Genomic DNA, 16790 nt, shown 5'->3' on the forward strand with positions numbered 1-16790 from the left:
CTCGCGGATCTCCGCCGTGGTGAATCCTGGGCTTATCGACATTCCCCTGCCTCCTTCTGATCGTGAACTGACTCACAATCAGCCTGACGCAGAGGGACGAAGGTACTTTGTCCGCAACTCAGCCACTGCGCGGCCCCGCGAGAGGGCGGCAGTGGGCCTGGAGCAGGCGGCGGGCATGAGAAACTTCTCACGCCCGGCTCCGCCCGGGCTCGCCCCCTGGGCCGACACTGAATGCATGCGGGAGCAGCGATTGACAACACCTGACCGGACAGAGCCGGACGAGGCGACCCGCGGCATCCTCGAGGCGGTTGCCGAATCGGTCGGGATGACCCTGGTCGCCTCCCGGCAGCTCACGCTCGAGAACACCACCCGCGGGTTCGCATCCGGGCACGAGCTGGAACTCTGCTCGAATGCCGGCGCCCGCGAGACGCACATCGTCTATCTCGAAACGAACCCGACGACGCGCGAGCGCGACGGGGTGCTCACCTTCCGCGACGAGGAGTCGGGCGAACGCATCGCGGTCTGGCTCTATCCGCGCGACCCCGAGCTCCCGGCGCTGCCCGCCGCCGTCTTCCCGGAGGCGGCGACGACCCTCCTCCGCCGGCTTGGCCTGGATCCCAGCGCAGTCACGCTCACCGTCGTGGCCTACCGGCCGGGCAAGCGCGCGGTCGTGCGCGCGGAGGCGCCGGAATTCACTGTGTTCCTGAAGGTCGTTCGCCCGGCCGTCGCCGAGGACCTGCACGCCCGCTACAGCCTGTGGCGGCTCGAGGGAGTCCCTGTCCCGCGGAGCCTGGGCTGGAGCGCCGACGGATTCATCGCCTTCGCTCCCCTCGCCGGCACCGAAGCCAGCCAGCTCATCGCCAACCTGCAGCCGGAAGCGTTCCTCGACGCGATCGACGATCTCACCGCCCGCATTGGCGCGATCCCGAGCACCGGCGCGGCGCGCAAGTCCCTCGCCGAACGCCTGCCCTGGTACCTCGACCGGCTCCTGGCGCTCCTCCCGGAGCACACCGATTCGATCGCGCGCATCGGCGAGGCCATCGCCCGGGTGCGCGAGGGCGCGGGGGCCGCCACACCCGTGACGATCCACGGCGACCTCCACGTCGGCCAGGTCTTCGTCGACCCGCAGCATCCGTCACGCATCACCGGCGTACTCGACATCGATACCGCCGGCCTCGGCGACCCGGCGGATGACGCGGCGGCGTTCTACGCCCATCTCGTCGTCACCGCGCAGCACCACCGCAGCCGCGGCGACGACGACCTCGCCGAGAAGTGCCTGGCGCTGGCGCAGAGCGCGCGGGAGCGCTGGAGCGGGAGCGCCGACGCCGAGTTCCCCGTGCGAGCGCGTGCCATCGGCGCGACGCACCTGCTCGGCCACATCCTCACCGCCGGCGACTACGGCGCCGAACTGCTCGCGGCCGCCGAGGATCTCATCGGCCTCGCCATCCCGGCAGAGTCGGTCCCCCAAGATGAGAAGCCTCTAATCCACAGGCTCTGATGCGTCTCATCCCGCGCCGGGAGAATCATCACAGGTCGCAGCGAAGAGCGGCGGCCAATCAGCCAACGCACGCCTGAACACGGGGAGAAATCATGAACACGAAGAAGTGGATTGCAATGGGGGCCGGCTCGGCTCTCGGACTCGGCCTGATCGCCGGCGGCGCGGTCTCCGCGGCAAACGCATTCGGCATCCAGGACCGGGCCGACGTTGTCAGCGTCACCCCGAGCGATGTTGTCGCCCCCGTCGTCTCCGACACGGCAGTCGAGTCCGACACGGCCGTCGCAGCTGACGCGGCAGTCGCCGACGACGCGGCAGTCGCCGACGTCGTGAGCGTCGTGTCCGCCGCAAGCGCGGCATCCGTCGTGGATGCTCCGTCCGTCGTCAGCGTCGCCTCGGTCGCAGCACCCTCAGTCGCAGCACCCTCAGTCGCAGCACCCTCGGTCGCAGCACCCTCGGTCGTCAGCGCCGCCTCGGTCGCAGCACCCTCGGTCGTCAGCGCACCGTCGGTCGCCAGCGCCCCGTCGGCACCGAGCGCCCAGTCGGCACCGAGCGCAGCCTCGGTCGACTAGTCACCACCCTGACGTGCCCGGGCATCAGCCCGGGCACGTTTCTTGTGCCCGAGGAGCTGGCAGAGGAGGGCGTGGCCGCAGCGACGCCCGCAGCATTGACTTGCGGAGAAAGCACCTTCCCGCGCGAAATGAAGGTACTTTCTCCGCAACTGGGCCGGTGGTTTGGGTGCCCCTGGACAGTCCTGGTCGACCCAACGGGTTTCGGCAGCCGCTAGAGCAGCGTCGCGACCCGGGCGCGGATGGCCTCGGCGATCGTTGCGACGGGGGCCGCGGCATCCACGACCAGGAAGCGGGCCGGCTCGGCCGCGGCCAGTTCGAGGAACGCGGAGCGCACACGGGCGTGGAACTCGTTCTTCTCCGCCTCGAGGCGGTCGAAGCGCTTGTTGTCCGCATCGAGGCGTCCGCGCGCGACGGTCTCGTCGAGGTCGAGCAGGATGGTGAGATCGGGCAGCAGCCCCTCGGCCGCCCACAGCGACAGGTCACGCACCTCGCCCCGCTCGAGCACGCGCCCGGCGCCCTGGTAGGCGACGGATGAGTCGAGGTAGCGGTCCTGGATCACGGTTTCGCCGCGCGCGAGCGCGGGCCGCACCTTCGTCGCAATGTGGTGAGCCCGGTCGGCCGCGTAGAGAAGGGCCTCGGCGCGCGGGGCGATCTCGCCGCGATGATGCAGCACGATTTCGCGGATCTCGACGCCGACATCCGTGCCGCCGGGTTCGCGGGTGCGGAGGACGCTGCGGCCCTGCCCTTCGAGCCACTCGGTGAGCAGCCGGGCCTGGGTCGACTTCCCAGACCCGTCGCCGCCCTCGAGTGTGATGAACAACCCGGTCACGACTTCGGCGTCGCCGCCGCCTTCGCCGCCGCGGTGGCCGCGCGGGTCGCCGCGGCCTTGGCTGCGGTCGCCGCCTTCTGCGCCGGGGTGCGGACTGCCGCCTTACGCACGGTCGTGGTCGCACCCGACGAGGTCGGCTTCCTGGCGGCCGCCTTCTTCACCGGGGTCTTCTTGGCGGGAGCCTTCTTCGCCGGAGCCTTCTTCGCGGCCGTCTTCTTCACGGCCGGTCCCTTGGCCCGCTTGTCGGCCAGCAGCTGCACCGCCCGGTCGAAGTCGACGTCCTCGACGGTCTCGGACTTCGGGATCGTCGCGTTGGTGGTGCCGTCGGTGACGTAGGCGCCGAAGCGGCCGTCCTTGATCTTGATCGCCTTGCCGCTGTCGGGATCGGGCGTCTCGAACTCCTTCAGGGCGCTCGAGGCCCGGCGTTCCCCGTACTTCGGCTGGGCGTAGAGCTCCAGCGCGCCGGCCAGGTCGATCTCGAAGATCTGGTCCTCGCCTCCGGGCAGCGAGCGGGTGTCGACGCCCTTCTTCAGGTAGGCGCCGAAGCGGCCGTTCTGCGCGGTGATCTCGGCGCCGGATTCGGGGTCGATGCCGACCACGCGCGGGAGGTCGAGCAGGCGCAGCGCCGTCTCGAGGTCGACGTTGGCGATGTCCATCGACTTGAACAGGGATGCCGTGCGCGGCTTGACCGCCGCGACCTTCTTCTTGGCCGGCGCCTTCTTTTTGGGCTTGGCCGCGGTGACTTCGCCGGTGGCGGCGTCGACGGTCTCGGTGGGGATCTCGACCGGCGGGGCCGGGGCCTCGGGCTCGGGCTCGAGCTCGGTGACGTACGGTCCGAACCGGCCGTCCTTGGCGACGATGGTCTTGCCGTTCTCCGGGTTCACACCGATCACGCGGTCGGTGATGACCGGCGCGTCCATGAGTTCGCGGGCCCTGGCCGGAGTGAGCTCGTCCGGCGCGAGTTCCGGCGGGATGTTGACTCGGCGAGGCGGAGCATCCGGACCGGCGTCGGGGTCGATGACCTCGAGGTAGGGACCGTACTTGCCGATGCGCAGGGTGATGTCGTCGGAGATCGGCAGCGAGTTGATGCTCTTCGCGTCGATCTCGCCCAGGTTGTCGATGACCTGGCGAAGGCCCCGGTGCTTGTCGGAACCGAAGTAGAAGCTGGTCAGCCAGTCCACCCGGTCGGCCGTGCCGCCGGCGATGCGGTCGAGGTCGTCTTCCATTTCGGCGGTGAAGTCGTATTCGACCAGGTCGCCGAAGTAGTCCTCGAGCAGGCGCACGACGGAGAAGGCGATCCAGTTCGGGATGAGCGACTGGCCGCGCGGGGTGACATAACCGCGCTCGGTGATCGTGGAGATGATCGACGCGTAGGTGGACGGACGGCCGATGCCGAGCTCTTCGAGCTTCTTGACCAGGCTCGCCTCGGTGTAGCGGGCGGCGGGGGTGGTTTCGTGCCCCTTGGCCTCGACCTCGATCAGGGCGAGGACCTGGCCCTCGGTGAGCGGCGGCAGCTTGGACTCGGTCGGGTCGGTCGACGCGTTGCGCTCCTCGTCGACGGATTCCTCGTAGGCGAGCATGAAGCCGCGGAAGGTGATCACAGTGCCGCTGGCCGCGAACTCGGCCACGGCGCCGGATGCCGCGGGGTGCGCCGACGAACCGGTCGGGCCGGCGGAGATGGTGACCGACGCGGTCGAGCCGGTGGCATCCGCCATCTGGGATGCGACGGTGCGCTTCCAGATCAGCTCGTACAGCTTGAAGTCGCTGCCGCGGAGGGTCGAGGCCAGCGATGCGGGGGTGCGGAACGTGTCGCCCGAGGGGCGGATCGCCTCGTGCGCCTCCTGCGCGCTCTTGCTCTTGCCCTTGTAGAGGCGGGGCTTGTCCGGCACGGTTTCGGGGCCGTACAGCGCGGCCGCCTGGGTGCGCGCGGCCGTGATCGCCTGCTGCGACAGCGACGGCGAGTCGGTACGCATATAGGTGATGTACCCGTTTTCGTAGAGCGACTGGGCGACGCTCATGGTCTGGCGGGCGGTGAAGCGCAGCTTGCGCGCCGCTTCCTGCTGCAGGGTCGACGTCGTGAACGGCGCGGCGGGGCTGCGGCGGTACGGCTTGGAGGCGACCTTCGTCACGGTGAGGTCGACGGCCGGGTCCTTGAGGGCGTCGACGAGGGCGAGGGCGGATGCCTCGTCGAGCGTGGCCGCCTTCACGGTGGGTTTGAGCTTGCCGGAGTCGTCGAAGTCGCTGCCGGTGGCGATGCGCTCGCCGTTCAGGCGCACGAGTTTCGCGTCGAAGCCCTGTTCGGTGGATGCCGCCGACGCCGCGAGGCGGGCGAGCAGGTCCCAGTAGGACGCCGACACGAAGGCCAGCCGTTCGCGTTCGCGCTCGACGACGAGTCGGGTCGCGGCGGACTGCACGCGGCCGGCGGAGAGGCCGGGGCCGACCTTGCGCCAGAGCACGGGCGAGATTTCGTAACCGTAGAGGCGGTCCAGGATGCGCCGGGTTTCCTGCGCGTCGACGAGGGCGGTGTCGAGTTCGCGGGTGTTGTCGACCGCCTCGAGGATGGCATCCTTCGTGATCTCGTGGAACACCATGCGCTTGACCGGCACCTTGGGCTGGAGCACCTGCAGAAGGTGCCAGGCGATGGCCTCGCCTTCGCGGTCCTCATCAGTTGCAAGCAGGAGCTCGTCGGCGTTCTTCATCGCGCGCTTGAGGTCGGCGACGGTCTTCTTCTTGGCGTCGGACACGACGTAGTACGGTTCGAAACCGTTCTCCACATCGACGGAGAACTTGCCGAGGGAGCCCTTTTTCAGCTCCGGCGGAAGATTCTTCGGTTCGACCAGGTCCCGAATGTGACCAACCGAGGACAGGACCTCGTAGCCGTCGCCCAGGTAGGCGGCGATCGACTTCATCTTGGTCGGTGACTCGACAATGACCAGCTTCTTAGTGCCTGGCACCAGACTCCTCTTATATGTGGCGACCCGCGTTGTTGGGCCAAGGCACACCATACACATAGGAATAGAGTCCCCGCCTAATCGAGCGTCACTCAGGTTTTTGGGCCGTTTGCCCGCGAGCCTTGCTCTGGGGGCTTGCCAGTTACCCTCGCGTGAGGACAATGGAGGCATGGCTACAGGATCAACGGGCACGTACACCGCGAAGCTCACGGACGGCCCCCTCGAAGGCAAGACCATCACGACACCGTTTCTTGAATCAGGTGACCCGCAGCCGCGTCTGGAAATCCCGGCCGACTCCGGGGCCAAGCGCTACCTGTATTCGCGGGGCTCCGGACTCGAGTTCGGGTCGTCCGATCATCCGGACCGCCCGACCGCGGTCGACTACCGCTACCTCGAGGCGCTCTTCGACTGATCCCCCTTCCCCCGTCCTCTCCCCCGTTTTCCCCCCTTCCCCTTCCGCGAAACCGCAGTTGTGCTCGTTTTAACCGCGTTTTAGCGCGCACAACTGCGGTTTCGCGGGGAGGGTCGCGGGGAGGGTTACGGGGGCGGGCCGGCACGGGCGGATGACGTGAGGGCGAAGCCGGCGACAGTGCGGGCGACGGTCACTGATGAGATCAGGCCGTCAAGCGTGCACGTGACCACGGATGCCCCGTTGAGGGCGGCGGCCTCGGCCGCGGCCGTGCACGGGAAGCCCGCCACGGCGCCCGAAGCGGTGTCGGCCGCGGCGAGCGCCGCGGCATCGGCCGCGTTCTGCACCGACTGGCCGACGGCGAGCAGGGCCAGCAGCGGCACACCGAGTAAGGTCACCGTCAGGGTCGCTCCGATCAGCGCGACCGCGAGCACCCCGCCGGCGCCCCGCTCGGAGCCACGCACGGGACGCCGGGTCGCGGGACGCCGGGCCAGGGGACGCACGGTCACGGGACGCACAGTCACCGGACGCCGGGCCAGGGGACGCACGGTCACGGGCCGGGGACCACGGCGCCGCCCAGCGCGCACGACCGGGCGGCCACCGTCAGACCGAAGGTCGCGTAGGGGCCGAACGCGGCCGGTGCGCTGAGGCGCGCGCAGACGAATTCGCCGCGGCGTTCCGTGGCGAGCCGGGCCCCACCCACCGAGCGGTGCACGAGGGACGCCGCCCGCTCGGCGGATTCGCCGCGGGCGAGCAACCGGGCCGCGTCGCCGGCGGCATCCGTCAGTCGCACCTGCTGACCGACCACCTGCACCGCGCCCAGGCAGCAGGCCAGCACAAGGAGCACGGCCGGCAGCACGACGGCGAACTCCGCGGTCACGGTGCCGTCGTCCCGGCCGTTCCCGCTACCCCACGCTGAGCGCATTGCGCACCAGCTCGGTGAGGATTCCGCGCACCTCGTTTCCTCGGAGGATCACGATCAGCAGGCCGGCGAACCCGACTGCCGCCATCGTGGCCACCAGGTATTCCGCGGTGGCCGCCCCCGCGTCCTCGCGCAGCCGCCGCAGCGCCCGGGCCGGGCTCCGCGGCCGCCGCGTGGGCGTGGGCGAGAGTTCCTTCTGCATCTGTTCGTCTCCTTTCGCGTCCTGCGACGCGGATGATGGACGGCGCGAGCGGGACCAGCCTGACCCGATTCGCCGGCCAGGGCCCCGGCATCGGACGAGCGGTGCGGAACGCCTAGAACGAACGCAGTGTGGACGAGAGGACGGTCAGCAGCAGCGGCACCACCCCGACCAGCATGAACGCGGGCAGCACGCACACCCCCAGCGGGATCATCAGCGTCACCGACAGGGTCGCCGCCCGATGCTGCCCGTCGCTCCGCGCGTCGCGGCGCAGCTGGTCGGCCTCGCTGCGCAGCAGTTCCGCGGCCGGGACGCCGGCGCGGGCGGACAGGGCGAGCACCCGGTCGATCGCGGCCTCCGAACCTCCGACGCCTACGCCGTAACGCTCGGTCAGCGAGCGCACCAGGGCGCGGGCGCGCGCGACCGACCCGCCCCCGGCCATCCCGATCGCGGTCAGGTCGAGCGCGAGCCCGGGCGTCGGGTCCCGGGCTCGCGCGGACCGCACCAGGCGCCGGTTCCAGCGAGCACCGGCCACCATCAGCAGCGTCCCTGCCCCGAGGCAGACCAGGCCCGGCACGGTGAGGAACAGGGTCTGCAGCGTGTTGAAACCGAGGACACTGCCGAACAGGATGCCCACCAGCGGCAGCCCCATCACCATGCGTGCCGTGGCGTTCGGGCCGGCCAGCGCGACGGCGAGGTCCCGGTGCACCTGGCCCAGGTCGCGGAAGGATCCGGCGAGCTCCCGCAGGCAGGCGGCGAGCGGCGCCCCGGCCGCCGTGGCCACACCCCAGGCCGCCGCGAGGCCCAGCCAGGGGTCACCGGCCTGCCCGCCCAGCGCCCGGGCCTCCTGCGCCACCGCATCGGCGATACTCTCCCCGCGCCGCCCGGCCGCGGCGGCGGCACGCACGACCCGGGCGGCGTCCGGCTCCGTCGGGTGCCGTGACGGCGCCCCGGTTTTCGGTCCGGCGCCCGCGCCTGCGGGCTCGTCCGGCAGGAGATAGCCCCAGGCGGACACCGCGGACACCCCGGCGGACAGCAGCACCGCGAGGCGCTGGGTCACCGCCGCCACTTCTTCGATCGGCGGTTCGCCGCGCCTGCTCACGCGGGCTCCACGACCAGGTGGCCGCGCGCACCGAGGGCGAAGCGCCCGATCTGGGCAAGTCGCCTGGATCCGGCCGAGCGCTCGAGGTGCAGCACCAGTCCGATGGCGCTGACCGCCTGCCGGGCCACCGCCTCCGCGGTCATCCCGGCGAGCGCGCCGAGCGCCTCCAACCGCGCCGGGACATCCTCCAGCGAGTTGGCATGCAGCGTGCCGGCGCCGCCGTCGTGACCGGTGTTCAGCGCGGCCAACAGCTCTCGGACCTCTTCGCCGCGGCATTCGCCGAGCACGAGGCGGTCCGGCCGCATCCGCAGCGCCTCGCGCAGGAGGCCCTGCAGGCCGATCCGGCCGGCGCCCTCGAGGTTCGCCTGCCGCGCCTCCAGCGCCACCACATGCGGGTGCGCGATCCTCAGCTCGGCGACGTCTTCGATCGCGACGATCCGTTCGTCCGGCGGAGCCTCGCCGAGCAACGCCGCCAGAAGCGTGGTCTTGCCGCTCCCGGCCGCGCCGGTGATCAGCAGGTTCTCCCGGTCGTGCACGGCGGCGCGGAGCCTGGCGACCTGCGCGGTTGCCTCTTCCCCGGCGCCGAACAGGCCGGCGGTCGCCAGCGCGGCGAGGCCAAGCCGCTCGGCACGGGGAAGCCGGATCGAGAGCAGGGTGCCCGTGCTCGAGACGGGCGGCAGCACGGCGTGCACGCGGATGCCGTCGGCCAGGCGCACATCGACGCAGGGCGTCGCCTCATCGAGGTGTCTCCCGCCGAGGGCGATCAGCCGAACGGCCAGCTCGCGCAGCGCATGCTCGTCGCAACGCCAGCCCGGCTGGTGGACCAGGCCGCGGCCCGAGTCCAGCCACAGACCCGCTTCCCCGTTGACGAACAGGTCGGTGACCGGCCCGGATGCCGCGTACCCGGCCAGCGGGCCCAGCCCGGAAACATCCGCAGACGCAAGCCCCGAGGCATCCGCAGAAACTAGCCCGGAGACGTCCGCCGAACCGCCAGCCACCGGATGCCGGGGTGCCGGCGTCGCGAACGACGGGACGGCGACGAAAGGGATGGACATGCGCCGAAGTTACGCCGTGTTACGCGGGAGTGGGGGCACCGGGACTCTTCACCGGACGGCCGCGGCACGGCCCGGCTGGGGAGGAGGGGCCCTGGCCGGCGGGACGGCCGTCAAAAACAGCCGTTAAAAAGAGGGGGGCGGCACCTATTGGGGGGAACAGGTGCCGCCTCGGCAACGCGCTGATTGGGGGGAACCATGCGCGCTGCTGTTCAGAACTTTCGTTCAGACGCGTATCAGTTTACGCATTCTGGGAGGAAGCGCAAGTCCACAGTGTCCCCATAAATGAGGACACGATTTGACCGGCTCCCAGCATTCATTGTGAGGGCCCCCGGAGGCCTCGCGGTAGCCCCCCATCCGAGGGCACTGTCGGCGCGGTAGGGTACTTCCCGGGGGCCCCAACGCGCCTGAGTTACTTCCTCGCAAAGGAGCGACACCAGAACCATGAGCGTCCAGATCGATCATCTCCTCAACGAAACCCGCCACTTTCCGCCCACTCCCGAGTTCGCCGCACAGTCGGTCTCGAAGCCTGAGTTGTATACGGATGCCGCCGCGGACCGCCTCGGGTTCTGGGCCGACCAGGCCCGCGAGCTCCTGCACTGGCACAAGCCGTTCACCAAGACCCTCGACTGGACCAACCCGCCCTTCGCCAAGTGGTTCGAAGACGGCGAGCTGAATGTCGCGTACAACTGCCTCGACCGCCACGTTCTGGCCGGCAACGGCGACCGCGTCGCCCTGTACTGGGAAGGCGAGCCGGGCGAGACCCGCGCCATCACCTACGCCGAGCTGACCGCGGAGGTCAAGCGGGCCGCCAACGTGCTGACCAAGCTCGGCGTGACCGCGGGCGACCGCGTCGCCGTCTACCTGCCGATGATCCCGGAGGCCATCGTCGCCATGCTCGCGGTGGCCCGCGTCGGCGCCGTGCACTCGGTGATCTTCGGCGGCTTCAGCCCGGAGAGCATCAGCGCGCGCATCGACGACGCGGATGCCGTGCTCGTGATCACCGCCGACGGCGGCTACCGCAAGGGCAAGGTTTCGGCTCTCAAACCGGCCGTCGACGAGGCCCTGGCCAGCGGCGAGTCCTACGTGCGTAACGTGCTCGTGGTCAAGCGCACCGGGCAGGACGTGGACTGGACCGACCGCGACCTCTGGTGGCACGAGGAACTCGCCTCGGTCGAGGCCGAGCACGAGGCCCAGCCCTTCGCCGCCGAGAACCCGCTGTTCATCCTCTACACGTCGGGCACGACCGGCAAGCCCAAGGGCATCCTGCACACCACCGGCGGCTACCTCACCCAGGCCGCGTTCACCCACAAGAACGTGTTCGACCTGCGCCCGGAGACGGATGTCTACTGGTGCACCGCCGACATCGGCTGGATCACGGGCCACAGCTACGTCACCTACGGCCCGCTCGCCAACGGCGCCACCCAGGTGCTCTACGAGGGCACCCCCGACACGCCGCACCCCGGCCGCTGGTGGGAGCTGATCGAGAAGTACAAGGTGACCATCCTGTACACCGCGCCCACCGCCATCCGCACGTTCATGAAACTCGGCCGCCAGATCCCGCAGAAGTTCGACCTGTCGAGCCTGCGGGTGCTCGGGTCGGTGGGCGAGCCGATCAACCCGGAAGCCTGGATGTGGTACCGCGAGGTCATCGGCGGCAACAAGGCCCCGGTCGTCGACACCTGGTGGCAGACCGAGACCGGCGGGATCATGATCTCCGCGCTCCCGGGTCTCACGACCACCAAGCCGGGCGCGGCACAGGTGCCGATCCCCGGCGTCACGATCGACGTGCTCGACGACGACGGAGCGCATGTCGGCCACGGCAACGGCGGCCTGCTCGTCGTGACCGAACCCTGGCCGGGGATGCTCCGCGGCATCTGGGGCGACCCGGAACGCTTCAAGGAAACCTACTGGGACAAGTTCGGCAACAAGTCCCTGTACTTCGCCGGCGACGGCGCCCGCCTCGACGACGAGGGCGACATCTGGCTGCTCGGCCGCGTCGACGACGTGATGAACGTGTCGGGCCACCGACTGTCCACGGCCGAGATCGAATCGTCGCTCGTGGCGCATCCGATGACGGCGGAGGCGGCCGTCGTAGGCGCCTCGGACGAGGTGACCGGCCAGGCCGTCGTGGCGTTCGTGATCATCAAGTTCAGCCACCTGGACGACACGTCGCACGCGGACATCGCGGCGACCCTGCGCGCCCACGTCTCCCAGCAGATCGGCGCGATCGCCCGCCCGAAGCACATCTTCATCGTGAAGGAGCTGCCGAAGACTCGTTCGGGCAAGATCATGCGCCGCTTGCTGCGCGATGTGGCCGAGGGCCGTGAGATCGGCGACGTGACCACGCTCGCCGACACCATGGTGATGCAGTCGATCAGCAACACGATGAAGTAACGACTCCGGGATCTCGATGCTCCTGTTGAGGTCAGGCGGAGCTCGTTGATGTCAAGCGGAGCTCGGCCGTCCGGCGGATTCCCTGTGGCTAACTCAGGAGATTCGGGAGCGGCCCGCTCAGGGCTCCCGGACTAGTGCGGCGGCGGGTGCCGACGGTCCGGATTCTCCTGAGTTAGCCACACGCAGGCGCCGCAGAGTTGCCGCCGCACACGGCTCGGGCTGGGGATGATCGCTCGGGCCGTGCTCAGCTGTCCGGCGGATTCCCTGTGGCTAACTCAGGAGATTCGGGAGCGGCCCGCTCAGTGCCCGCGGACTAGTCCGGCGGCTGGCCCCGACGTTCCGGATTCTCCTGAGTTAGCCACACGCAGGCGGAGATCAGAGCGCTGACAGGCTCGATCACCGATCCGGTGGTCGAGCCTGCCCGGACCGGTCAGGCGAAGGCGACGACCAGCTCGACCTCGACCGGGGCGTCGAGCGGCAGCACGGCGACGCCGACGGCCGACCGCGCGTGCCGGCCCAGGTCGCCGAAGATCTCGCCGAGCACCTCGGAGGCGCCGTTGATCACGCCGGGCTGGCCGGTGAACGACGGGTCGGATGCGACGAAACCGGTGACCTTCACGACCTGCGTGATCCGGTCAAGCGACCCGATGACCGCCTTGATCGCGGCGAGCCCGTTGAGCGCCGCGAGGCGCGCGTACTCCCTGGCGTCGGCTGCGGGGACGAGCCCGTGGCCGTCGCCGACCTTTCCGGTGGCCGACAGCGCGCCGGACACCATCGGCAGCTGGCCGGAGGTGAAGACCAGCGAACCGGCGATGACGGCCGGAACATACGTGGCCAGCGGCGGAACAACGGTGGGAAGGTCGATGCCCAGCTCGGCCAGGCGTGCCTCGATCTGCGACATGATCAGGCTCCGCTCACGGCGGCGGCGACCGGGCGCTTGAGGTAGGCGACGAGCCCGCCCTCCGGGCCGGTGACGACCTGCACGAGCTCCCAGCCATCAGAGCCCCAGTTGTTCAGGATTGCTGCTGTGTTGTGGATCATCAGCGGCGTTGTGAGGTACTCCCAGGCTGGCATGTGTCTCCGATTCAGGCGGTTTTTCAGTTTTGTCCCTTACGCTCAAGTCTATGTCTGCCAAAAAACGTACGGTTAGCGGGGCTCTCGGCGGCTTCATCGGTTTCGTCGCCATGAGTGCTGTCGCTGGGGTGCTCGTCACCGCCGCAATCACCCCCGCAATCGCCGTTTCCGGCATGGCCGCGACGAACACGATCAACGTCTTCGAGAACCTGCCCGACTACCTGGCCATCGACCAGCTGTCGCAGAAGAGCAACATCTACGCCACGAACAAGGAAAAAAAGACCGTGCTCCTGGCGTCGTTCTACGACCAGAACCGGGTCGAGGTCGAGTCGGATGCGATCAGCCAGTTCGCCAAGGACGCCGCGATCGCCGGTGAGGACCCCCGTTTCTACGAGCACAACGGCGTCGACCTGCAGGGCACCGTGCGCGCCACGGTGAAGACCGTCTCCGGCAGCGGAACCCAGGGTGGATCATCCATCACCCAGCAGTACGTCAAGAATGTGCTCGTGCAGAAGTGCGAGGTCATCGACGACAAGGAAAAACACGACGCGTGCTACGACACCGCCACGAAGACGACGCCGGACCGCAAGCTCAAGGAAATGCGCCTCGCCATCGGCGTTGAGAAGAAGTACGAGAAGGACGACATCCTTCGCCAGTACCTCAACATCACCGGCTTCGGCGGCACCGTCTACGGCATCGAAGCCGCATCGAACTACTACTTCGGCACCACCGCGGCAAAGCTCACCCTGCCGCAGGCGGCCAGCCTCGTCGCCATCGTGAACCACCCGGTCAAGTTCCAGCTCGACCGGCCGAAGAGCGAGACCAACGGCGCGGCGAACGGGTATGCGGCCAACAAGGACCGCCGCGACTACATCCTCGGCGAGATGCTCAAGCACAAGAAGATCAGCCAGAAGGATCACGACGCAGCCATCAAGACGGCGGTCGAGCCGAAGATCACCGAGCCGAGCACCGGATGCCAGACCGCGGGTTCCAGCGCCTACTTCTGTGACTACGTCGCGAAGAAGCTGCTCAACGACCCCACCTTCGGCGAAGACCGGGAGACCCGTCTGCTCAACTTCCGCCGCGGCGGATACAACGTCTACACGACCCTCGACCTGGACCTCCAGGTCGCCGCGATCGACACGATGAACAAGCACGTGCCCAAGGTCTGGAGCGGCGGCGACGTCGGCGGCGTCGTCTCGAGCGTGCAGGTGGGCACCGGACGCGTGCTCGCGATGGTGCAGAACAAGGACTACAGCCAGGACCCGGCCGTGCAGGCCACCGGCCGCAACTATTCCGGCCTGAACTACAACACCGACAAGACCGAGGGCGGCTCGCTCGGTTTCCAGCCCGGATCGACGTACAAGGTCTTCACGCTGGGCGAGTGGCTCAAGGAGGGGCACACGCTCAACGAGCGCGCCGATTCCCGCCGCAAGGCCGACTGGGGAACGTTCCAGGACAGCTGCGCCGGCCCCATCAGCTTCCCCGGGTTCAACCCGCGCAACGACCAGAACGAGGGCGGCACGAACTACAGCGCCCTCCAGTCGACGGTCGGCTCGATCAACACGGGCTTCATCGGGATGGCGAAGAAACTCGACCTCTGCGGCATCAAGAAGACCGCCGAGGCCTTCGGCGTGCACCGCGCCGACGGTAAGGACCTGGAGAAGGGCGCCAGCGCCGTGCTCGGAACCAACGAGGTCGCACCGCTGACCATGGCCGTCGCCTTCGCCGGGATCGCCAACAAGGGCAAGACCTGCTCCCCCGTTGTGATCGACCGGATCACCGGCCCGGGCGGCGATGAGCTGCCGGTGCCGAAGTCGAAGTGCACCCAGTCCGTCACCCCGGATGTCGCCGCGGGCATGACCTACGCCATGCAGCGCGTCATGACGGACGGAACCGGCCGGAGTTCCAACTACGGCACCTACCCGAACGTGCCGATGATCGGCAAGACCGGAACCACGGACGGCGCCAAGGACACCTGGATGAGCGGAGCCTCGTCCAAGGTGGCCACGGTGGTCGGCGTGGTCAGCGTCACCGGAACGCTCAGCCAGCGGAAGCAACACTTCGACAACGGCGAACAGGTCTCGCTTGCCCGCCACGAGATGTGGCCCGACATCATGTCGGTAGCCAACGCGAAGTACGGCGGAGAGTCCTTCCCCGAACCCACGTTCAAGCTCATCCAGGCGCCCCAGGCGACCGTGCCCGACGTGCGCGGCAAGTCGATGGACGAAGCACGTGCCATCCTCTCCGGCGCCGGGTTCGACGCCGTGGACGGCGGCGACATCGACTCCGAGATGCCCGCCGGCACCGTGGCAGGCACCGACCCGGCCGGCGGAACCCGCACGGCCCGCGGCTCCACCATCACCATTTTCACGAGCAACGGCCAGCTGAAGATCCTGCCGGACGTCGTCGGTAAGACCGAGGCCGAGGCCACGGCCGCGCTGGCGGGATTCAAGGTCAATAAAAAGGAAGAGGCCGTCACCGATCCGTCGCAGGTGGGCAAGGTGATCTCGATGGATCCGGGTGCCGGCACCGGGATGAAGTCGGGCGGTGCTGTGACGATCGTCGTCGGCAAGCTCGGCGCCGAGCCAGGCAAGAAACCATGACCCGGGGACGCCTCGTCGGATCGACGGCCGTCGCGCTAGGCGCGGCGGGCCTGGCCGCGCTCGCCTGGGGCGCCCTGGTCGAACGCAAGCGCTTCACCCTGCGCGAGATCTCGGTGCCGGTGCTCGCGCCCGGCTCCGACCCGATCAGGGTGCTGCACCTGTCCGACATGCACATGGCACCGTGGCAGTCCGAGAAGCAGGAGTGGGTGCGCGGGCTCGCCGAGCTGAAGCCCGACCTCATCGTCAACACCGGTGACAACCTCGGGCATGAAGACGGCATCCCGGGCGTCGAGTATGCCCTGGCGCCGTTCGCCGGCATCCCCGGCGTCTTCGTGAACGGCTCGAACGACTACGTCGGCCCGCGCCCGCTCAACCCGTTCACATACTTCGGCGGCCCGTCTGTCCGCAGCCAGTCGCAGCCGCGGGCACTCGACATCACCGGCCTGCACGGCGTCTTCGCCGCGCTCGGCTGGACCGACATCGACAACGCGGCCGTCGCGCTCGAGCTGAACGGGACCCGCCTCGAGTTCTTCGGCGTGGACGACCCGCACCACGGCCTGGACCGGCTCGACCTCATCACGCGGGCGATCGACGACCTGCGTGCGAACGACCCGCTGGCCGACGAGACGTGGCCGGACCCCGGGAAGGCGCCCGAACCGCGGCCCACCGTCACGATCGGCGTCAGCCACGCTCCGTACCAGCGGGTGCTCAACTCCTTCGTGAACCACGGCGCGCAACTGATCCTCGCCGGGCACACCCACGGCGGCCAGGTCTGCGTGCCCGGCTTCGGCGCACTCGTCACCAACTGCGACATCCCGCGCGCCCAGGTCAAGGGCCTGAGCCTGTGGGACTCCGGCCTGCACACGTCTTACCTGCACGTGTCGGCCGGCCTCGGCACCTCGATCTACGCCCCCGTGCGGTTCGCCTGCCCGCCCGAGGCGACCCTGCTCACCCTCATCGGCGCCTAGCCGATCGGCCGGGGTCGCGAGCTCCGTCAGCGGACGCCCGATTTTCGATCTATACTTGTGGAGGCCCACGGGCCATCGGGGTATGGCGCAGCTTGGTAGCGCGCGTCGTTCGGGACGACGAGGTCGCAGGTTCAAATCCTGTTACCCCGACAGCAGTACAGAAGGGCCGCACATCGTGCGGCCCTTCTGCTTTCTCCTTGTGAGGGGTCGCAAA

At 69.2% G+C, this 16790-nt stretch carries 15 protein-coding genes and 1 tRNA gene; 7 read left to right on the forward strand and 9 right to left on the reverse strand.

Translation table 11 applies throughout. From position 1 onward, the window contains the following. Window positions 1-250 precede the first annotated feature (250 nt). The gene (locus tag E3T54_RS05235) at window positions 251-1498 is read left to right on the forward strand and encodes an aminoglycoside phosphotransferase family protein (protein ID WP_166804833.1); all 1248 of its coding nucleotides are present in this window, start codon (window positions 251-253) and stop codon (window positions 1496-1498) included. 92 nt (window positions 1499-1590) lie between these two features. After that, window positions 1591-2067 carry a hypothetical protein gene (locus E3T54_RS05240; RefSeq protein ID WP_134474858.1) on the forward strand — a complete coding sequence of 159 codons (477 nt, stop codon included), beginning with the start codon at window positions 1591-1593 and terminating at the stop codon, window positions 2065-2067. A 211-nt stretch (window positions 2068-2278) separates the two neighbouring features. On the opposite strand, the gene tmk is transcribed toward E3T54_RS05240, so the two are convergent. Then, a complete protein-coding gene (gene tmk, locus E3T54_RS05245) occupies window positions 2279-2896 on the reverse strand; it encodes a dTMP kinase (protein WP_134474859.1) in 618 nt (205 codons plus the stop codon). Further along, entirely contained in the window at window positions 2893-5850 is a 2958-nt protein-coding gene (gene topA / locus E3T54_RS05250) for a type I DNA topoisomerase (RefSeq protein WP_134474860.1), read from the reverse strand. The genes tmk and topA overlap by 4 nt, the downstream gene beginning before the upstream one ends. A gap of 166 nt (window positions 5851-6016) precedes the next feature. Here topA and E3T54_RS05255 point away from each other — a divergent pair, with 166 nt between their 5' ends. Next, on the forward strand, window positions 6017-6259 hold the full coding sequence (locus E3T54_RS05255; protein ID WP_092322945.1) for a hypothetical protein: 243 nt from the start codon (window positions 6017-6019) through the stop codon (window positions 6257-6259). Between the two features lie 125 nt (window positions 6260-6384). Here E3T54_RS05255 and E3T54_RS05260 read toward each other — a convergent pair whose 3' ends face one another. The 5 genes from E3T54_RS05260 to E3T54_RS05280 all read right to left on the reverse strand — a co-directional run bounded on the left by E3T54_RS05260 (window position 6385) and on the right by E3T54_RS05280 (window position 9534). Next, complete coding sequence (locus E3T54_RS05260; RefSeq protein ID WP_241977070.1) at window positions 6385-6765, reverse strand: Rv3654c family TadE-like protein; 381 nt, start codon at window positions 6763-6765, stop codon at window positions 6385-6387. 41 nt (window positions 6766-6806) lie between these two features. Next, window positions 6807-7181 (reverse strand): TadE family type IV pilus minor pilin, encoded by a 375-nt coding sequence (locus E3T54_RS05265; protein WP_134474861.1) that lies wholly within the window; start codon window positions 7179-7181, stop codon window positions 6807-6809. Further along, window positions 7162-7380, reverse strand: coding sequence for a DUF4244 domain-containing protein (locus E3T54_RS05270; protein ID WP_134474862.1), 219 nt, complete (start codon window positions 7378-7380; stop codon window positions 7162-7164). The genes E3T54_RS05265 and E3T54_RS05270 overlap by 20 nt, the downstream gene beginning before the upstream one ends. 112 nt (window positions 7381-7492) lie before the next feature. Continuing rightward, on the reverse strand, window positions 7493-8479 hold the full coding sequence (locus E3T54_RS05275) for a type II secretion system F family protein (protein WP_134474863.1): 987 nt from the start codon (window positions 8477-8479) through the stop codon (window positions 7493-7495). Next, window positions 8476-9534, reverse strand: a complete 1059-nt coding sequence (locus E3T54_RS05280) for a TadA family conjugal transfer-associated ATPase (RefSeq protein ID WP_134474864.1) — start codon at window positions 9532-9534, stop codon at window positions 8476-8478. Before E3T54_RS05280 ends, E3T54_RS05275 begins: the two co-directional genes overlap by 4 nt. Before the next feature lie 441 nt (window positions 9535-9975). On the opposite strand from E3T54_RS05280, the gene acs reads away from it, so the two are divergent. After that, entirely contained in the window at window positions 9976-11928 is a 1953-nt protein-coding gene (acs, locus tag E3T54_RS05285; protein WP_134474865.1) for an acetate--CoA ligase, read from the forward strand. Between the two features lie 430 nt (window positions 11929-12358). Here the strand turns inward: acs and E3T54_RS05290 are convergent, their stop codons facing one another. Together E3T54_RS05290 and E3T54_RS16680 are read right to left on the reverse strand one after the other, a co-directional pair. Next, window positions 12359-12829: a RidA family protein gene (locus E3T54_RS05290; RefSeq protein ID WP_092322937.1), complete on the reverse strand. Its 471-nt coding sequence runs from the start codon at window positions 12827-12829 to the stop codon at window positions 12359-12361. Window positions 12830-12831: 2 nt separating this feature from the next. Next, a complete protein-coding gene (locus tag E3T54_RS16680; RefSeq protein WP_166784470.1) occupies window positions 12832-13002 on the reverse strand; it encodes a hypothetical protein in 171 nt (56 codons plus the stop codon). A 50-nt stretch (window positions 13003-13052) separates the two neighbouring features. Between E3T54_RS16680 and E3T54_RS05295 the strand changes: the two genes are divergently transcribed. From E3T54_RS05295 to E3T54_RS05305, 3 genes are all read left to right on the forward strand, one after another. After that, complete coding sequence (locus E3T54_RS05295; protein ID WP_134474866.1) at window positions 13053-15608, forward strand: transglycosylase domain-containing protein; 2556 nt, start codon at window positions 13053-13055, stop codon at window positions 15606-15608. Continuing rightward, window positions 15605-16576 (forward strand): metallophosphoesterase, encoded by a 972-nt coding sequence (locus E3T54_RS05300; protein ID WP_134474867.1) that lies wholly within the window; start codon window positions 15605-15607, stop codon window positions 16574-16576. Before E3T54_RS05295 ends, E3T54_RS05300 begins: the two co-directional genes overlap by 4 nt. A gap of 76 nt (window positions 16577-16652) precedes the next feature. Further along, window positions 16653-16726: transfer RNA gene (locus tag E3T54_RS05305), tRNA-Pro, on the forward strand. Window positions 16727-16790 lie beyond the last annotated feature (64 nt).

The organism is Cryobacterium sp. Sr8, assembly GCF_004403225.1.
GTDB classification, from domain to species: Bacteria; Actinomycetota; Actinomycetes; order Actinomycetales; family Microbacteriaceae; genus Cryobacterium; species Cryobacterium psychrotolerans.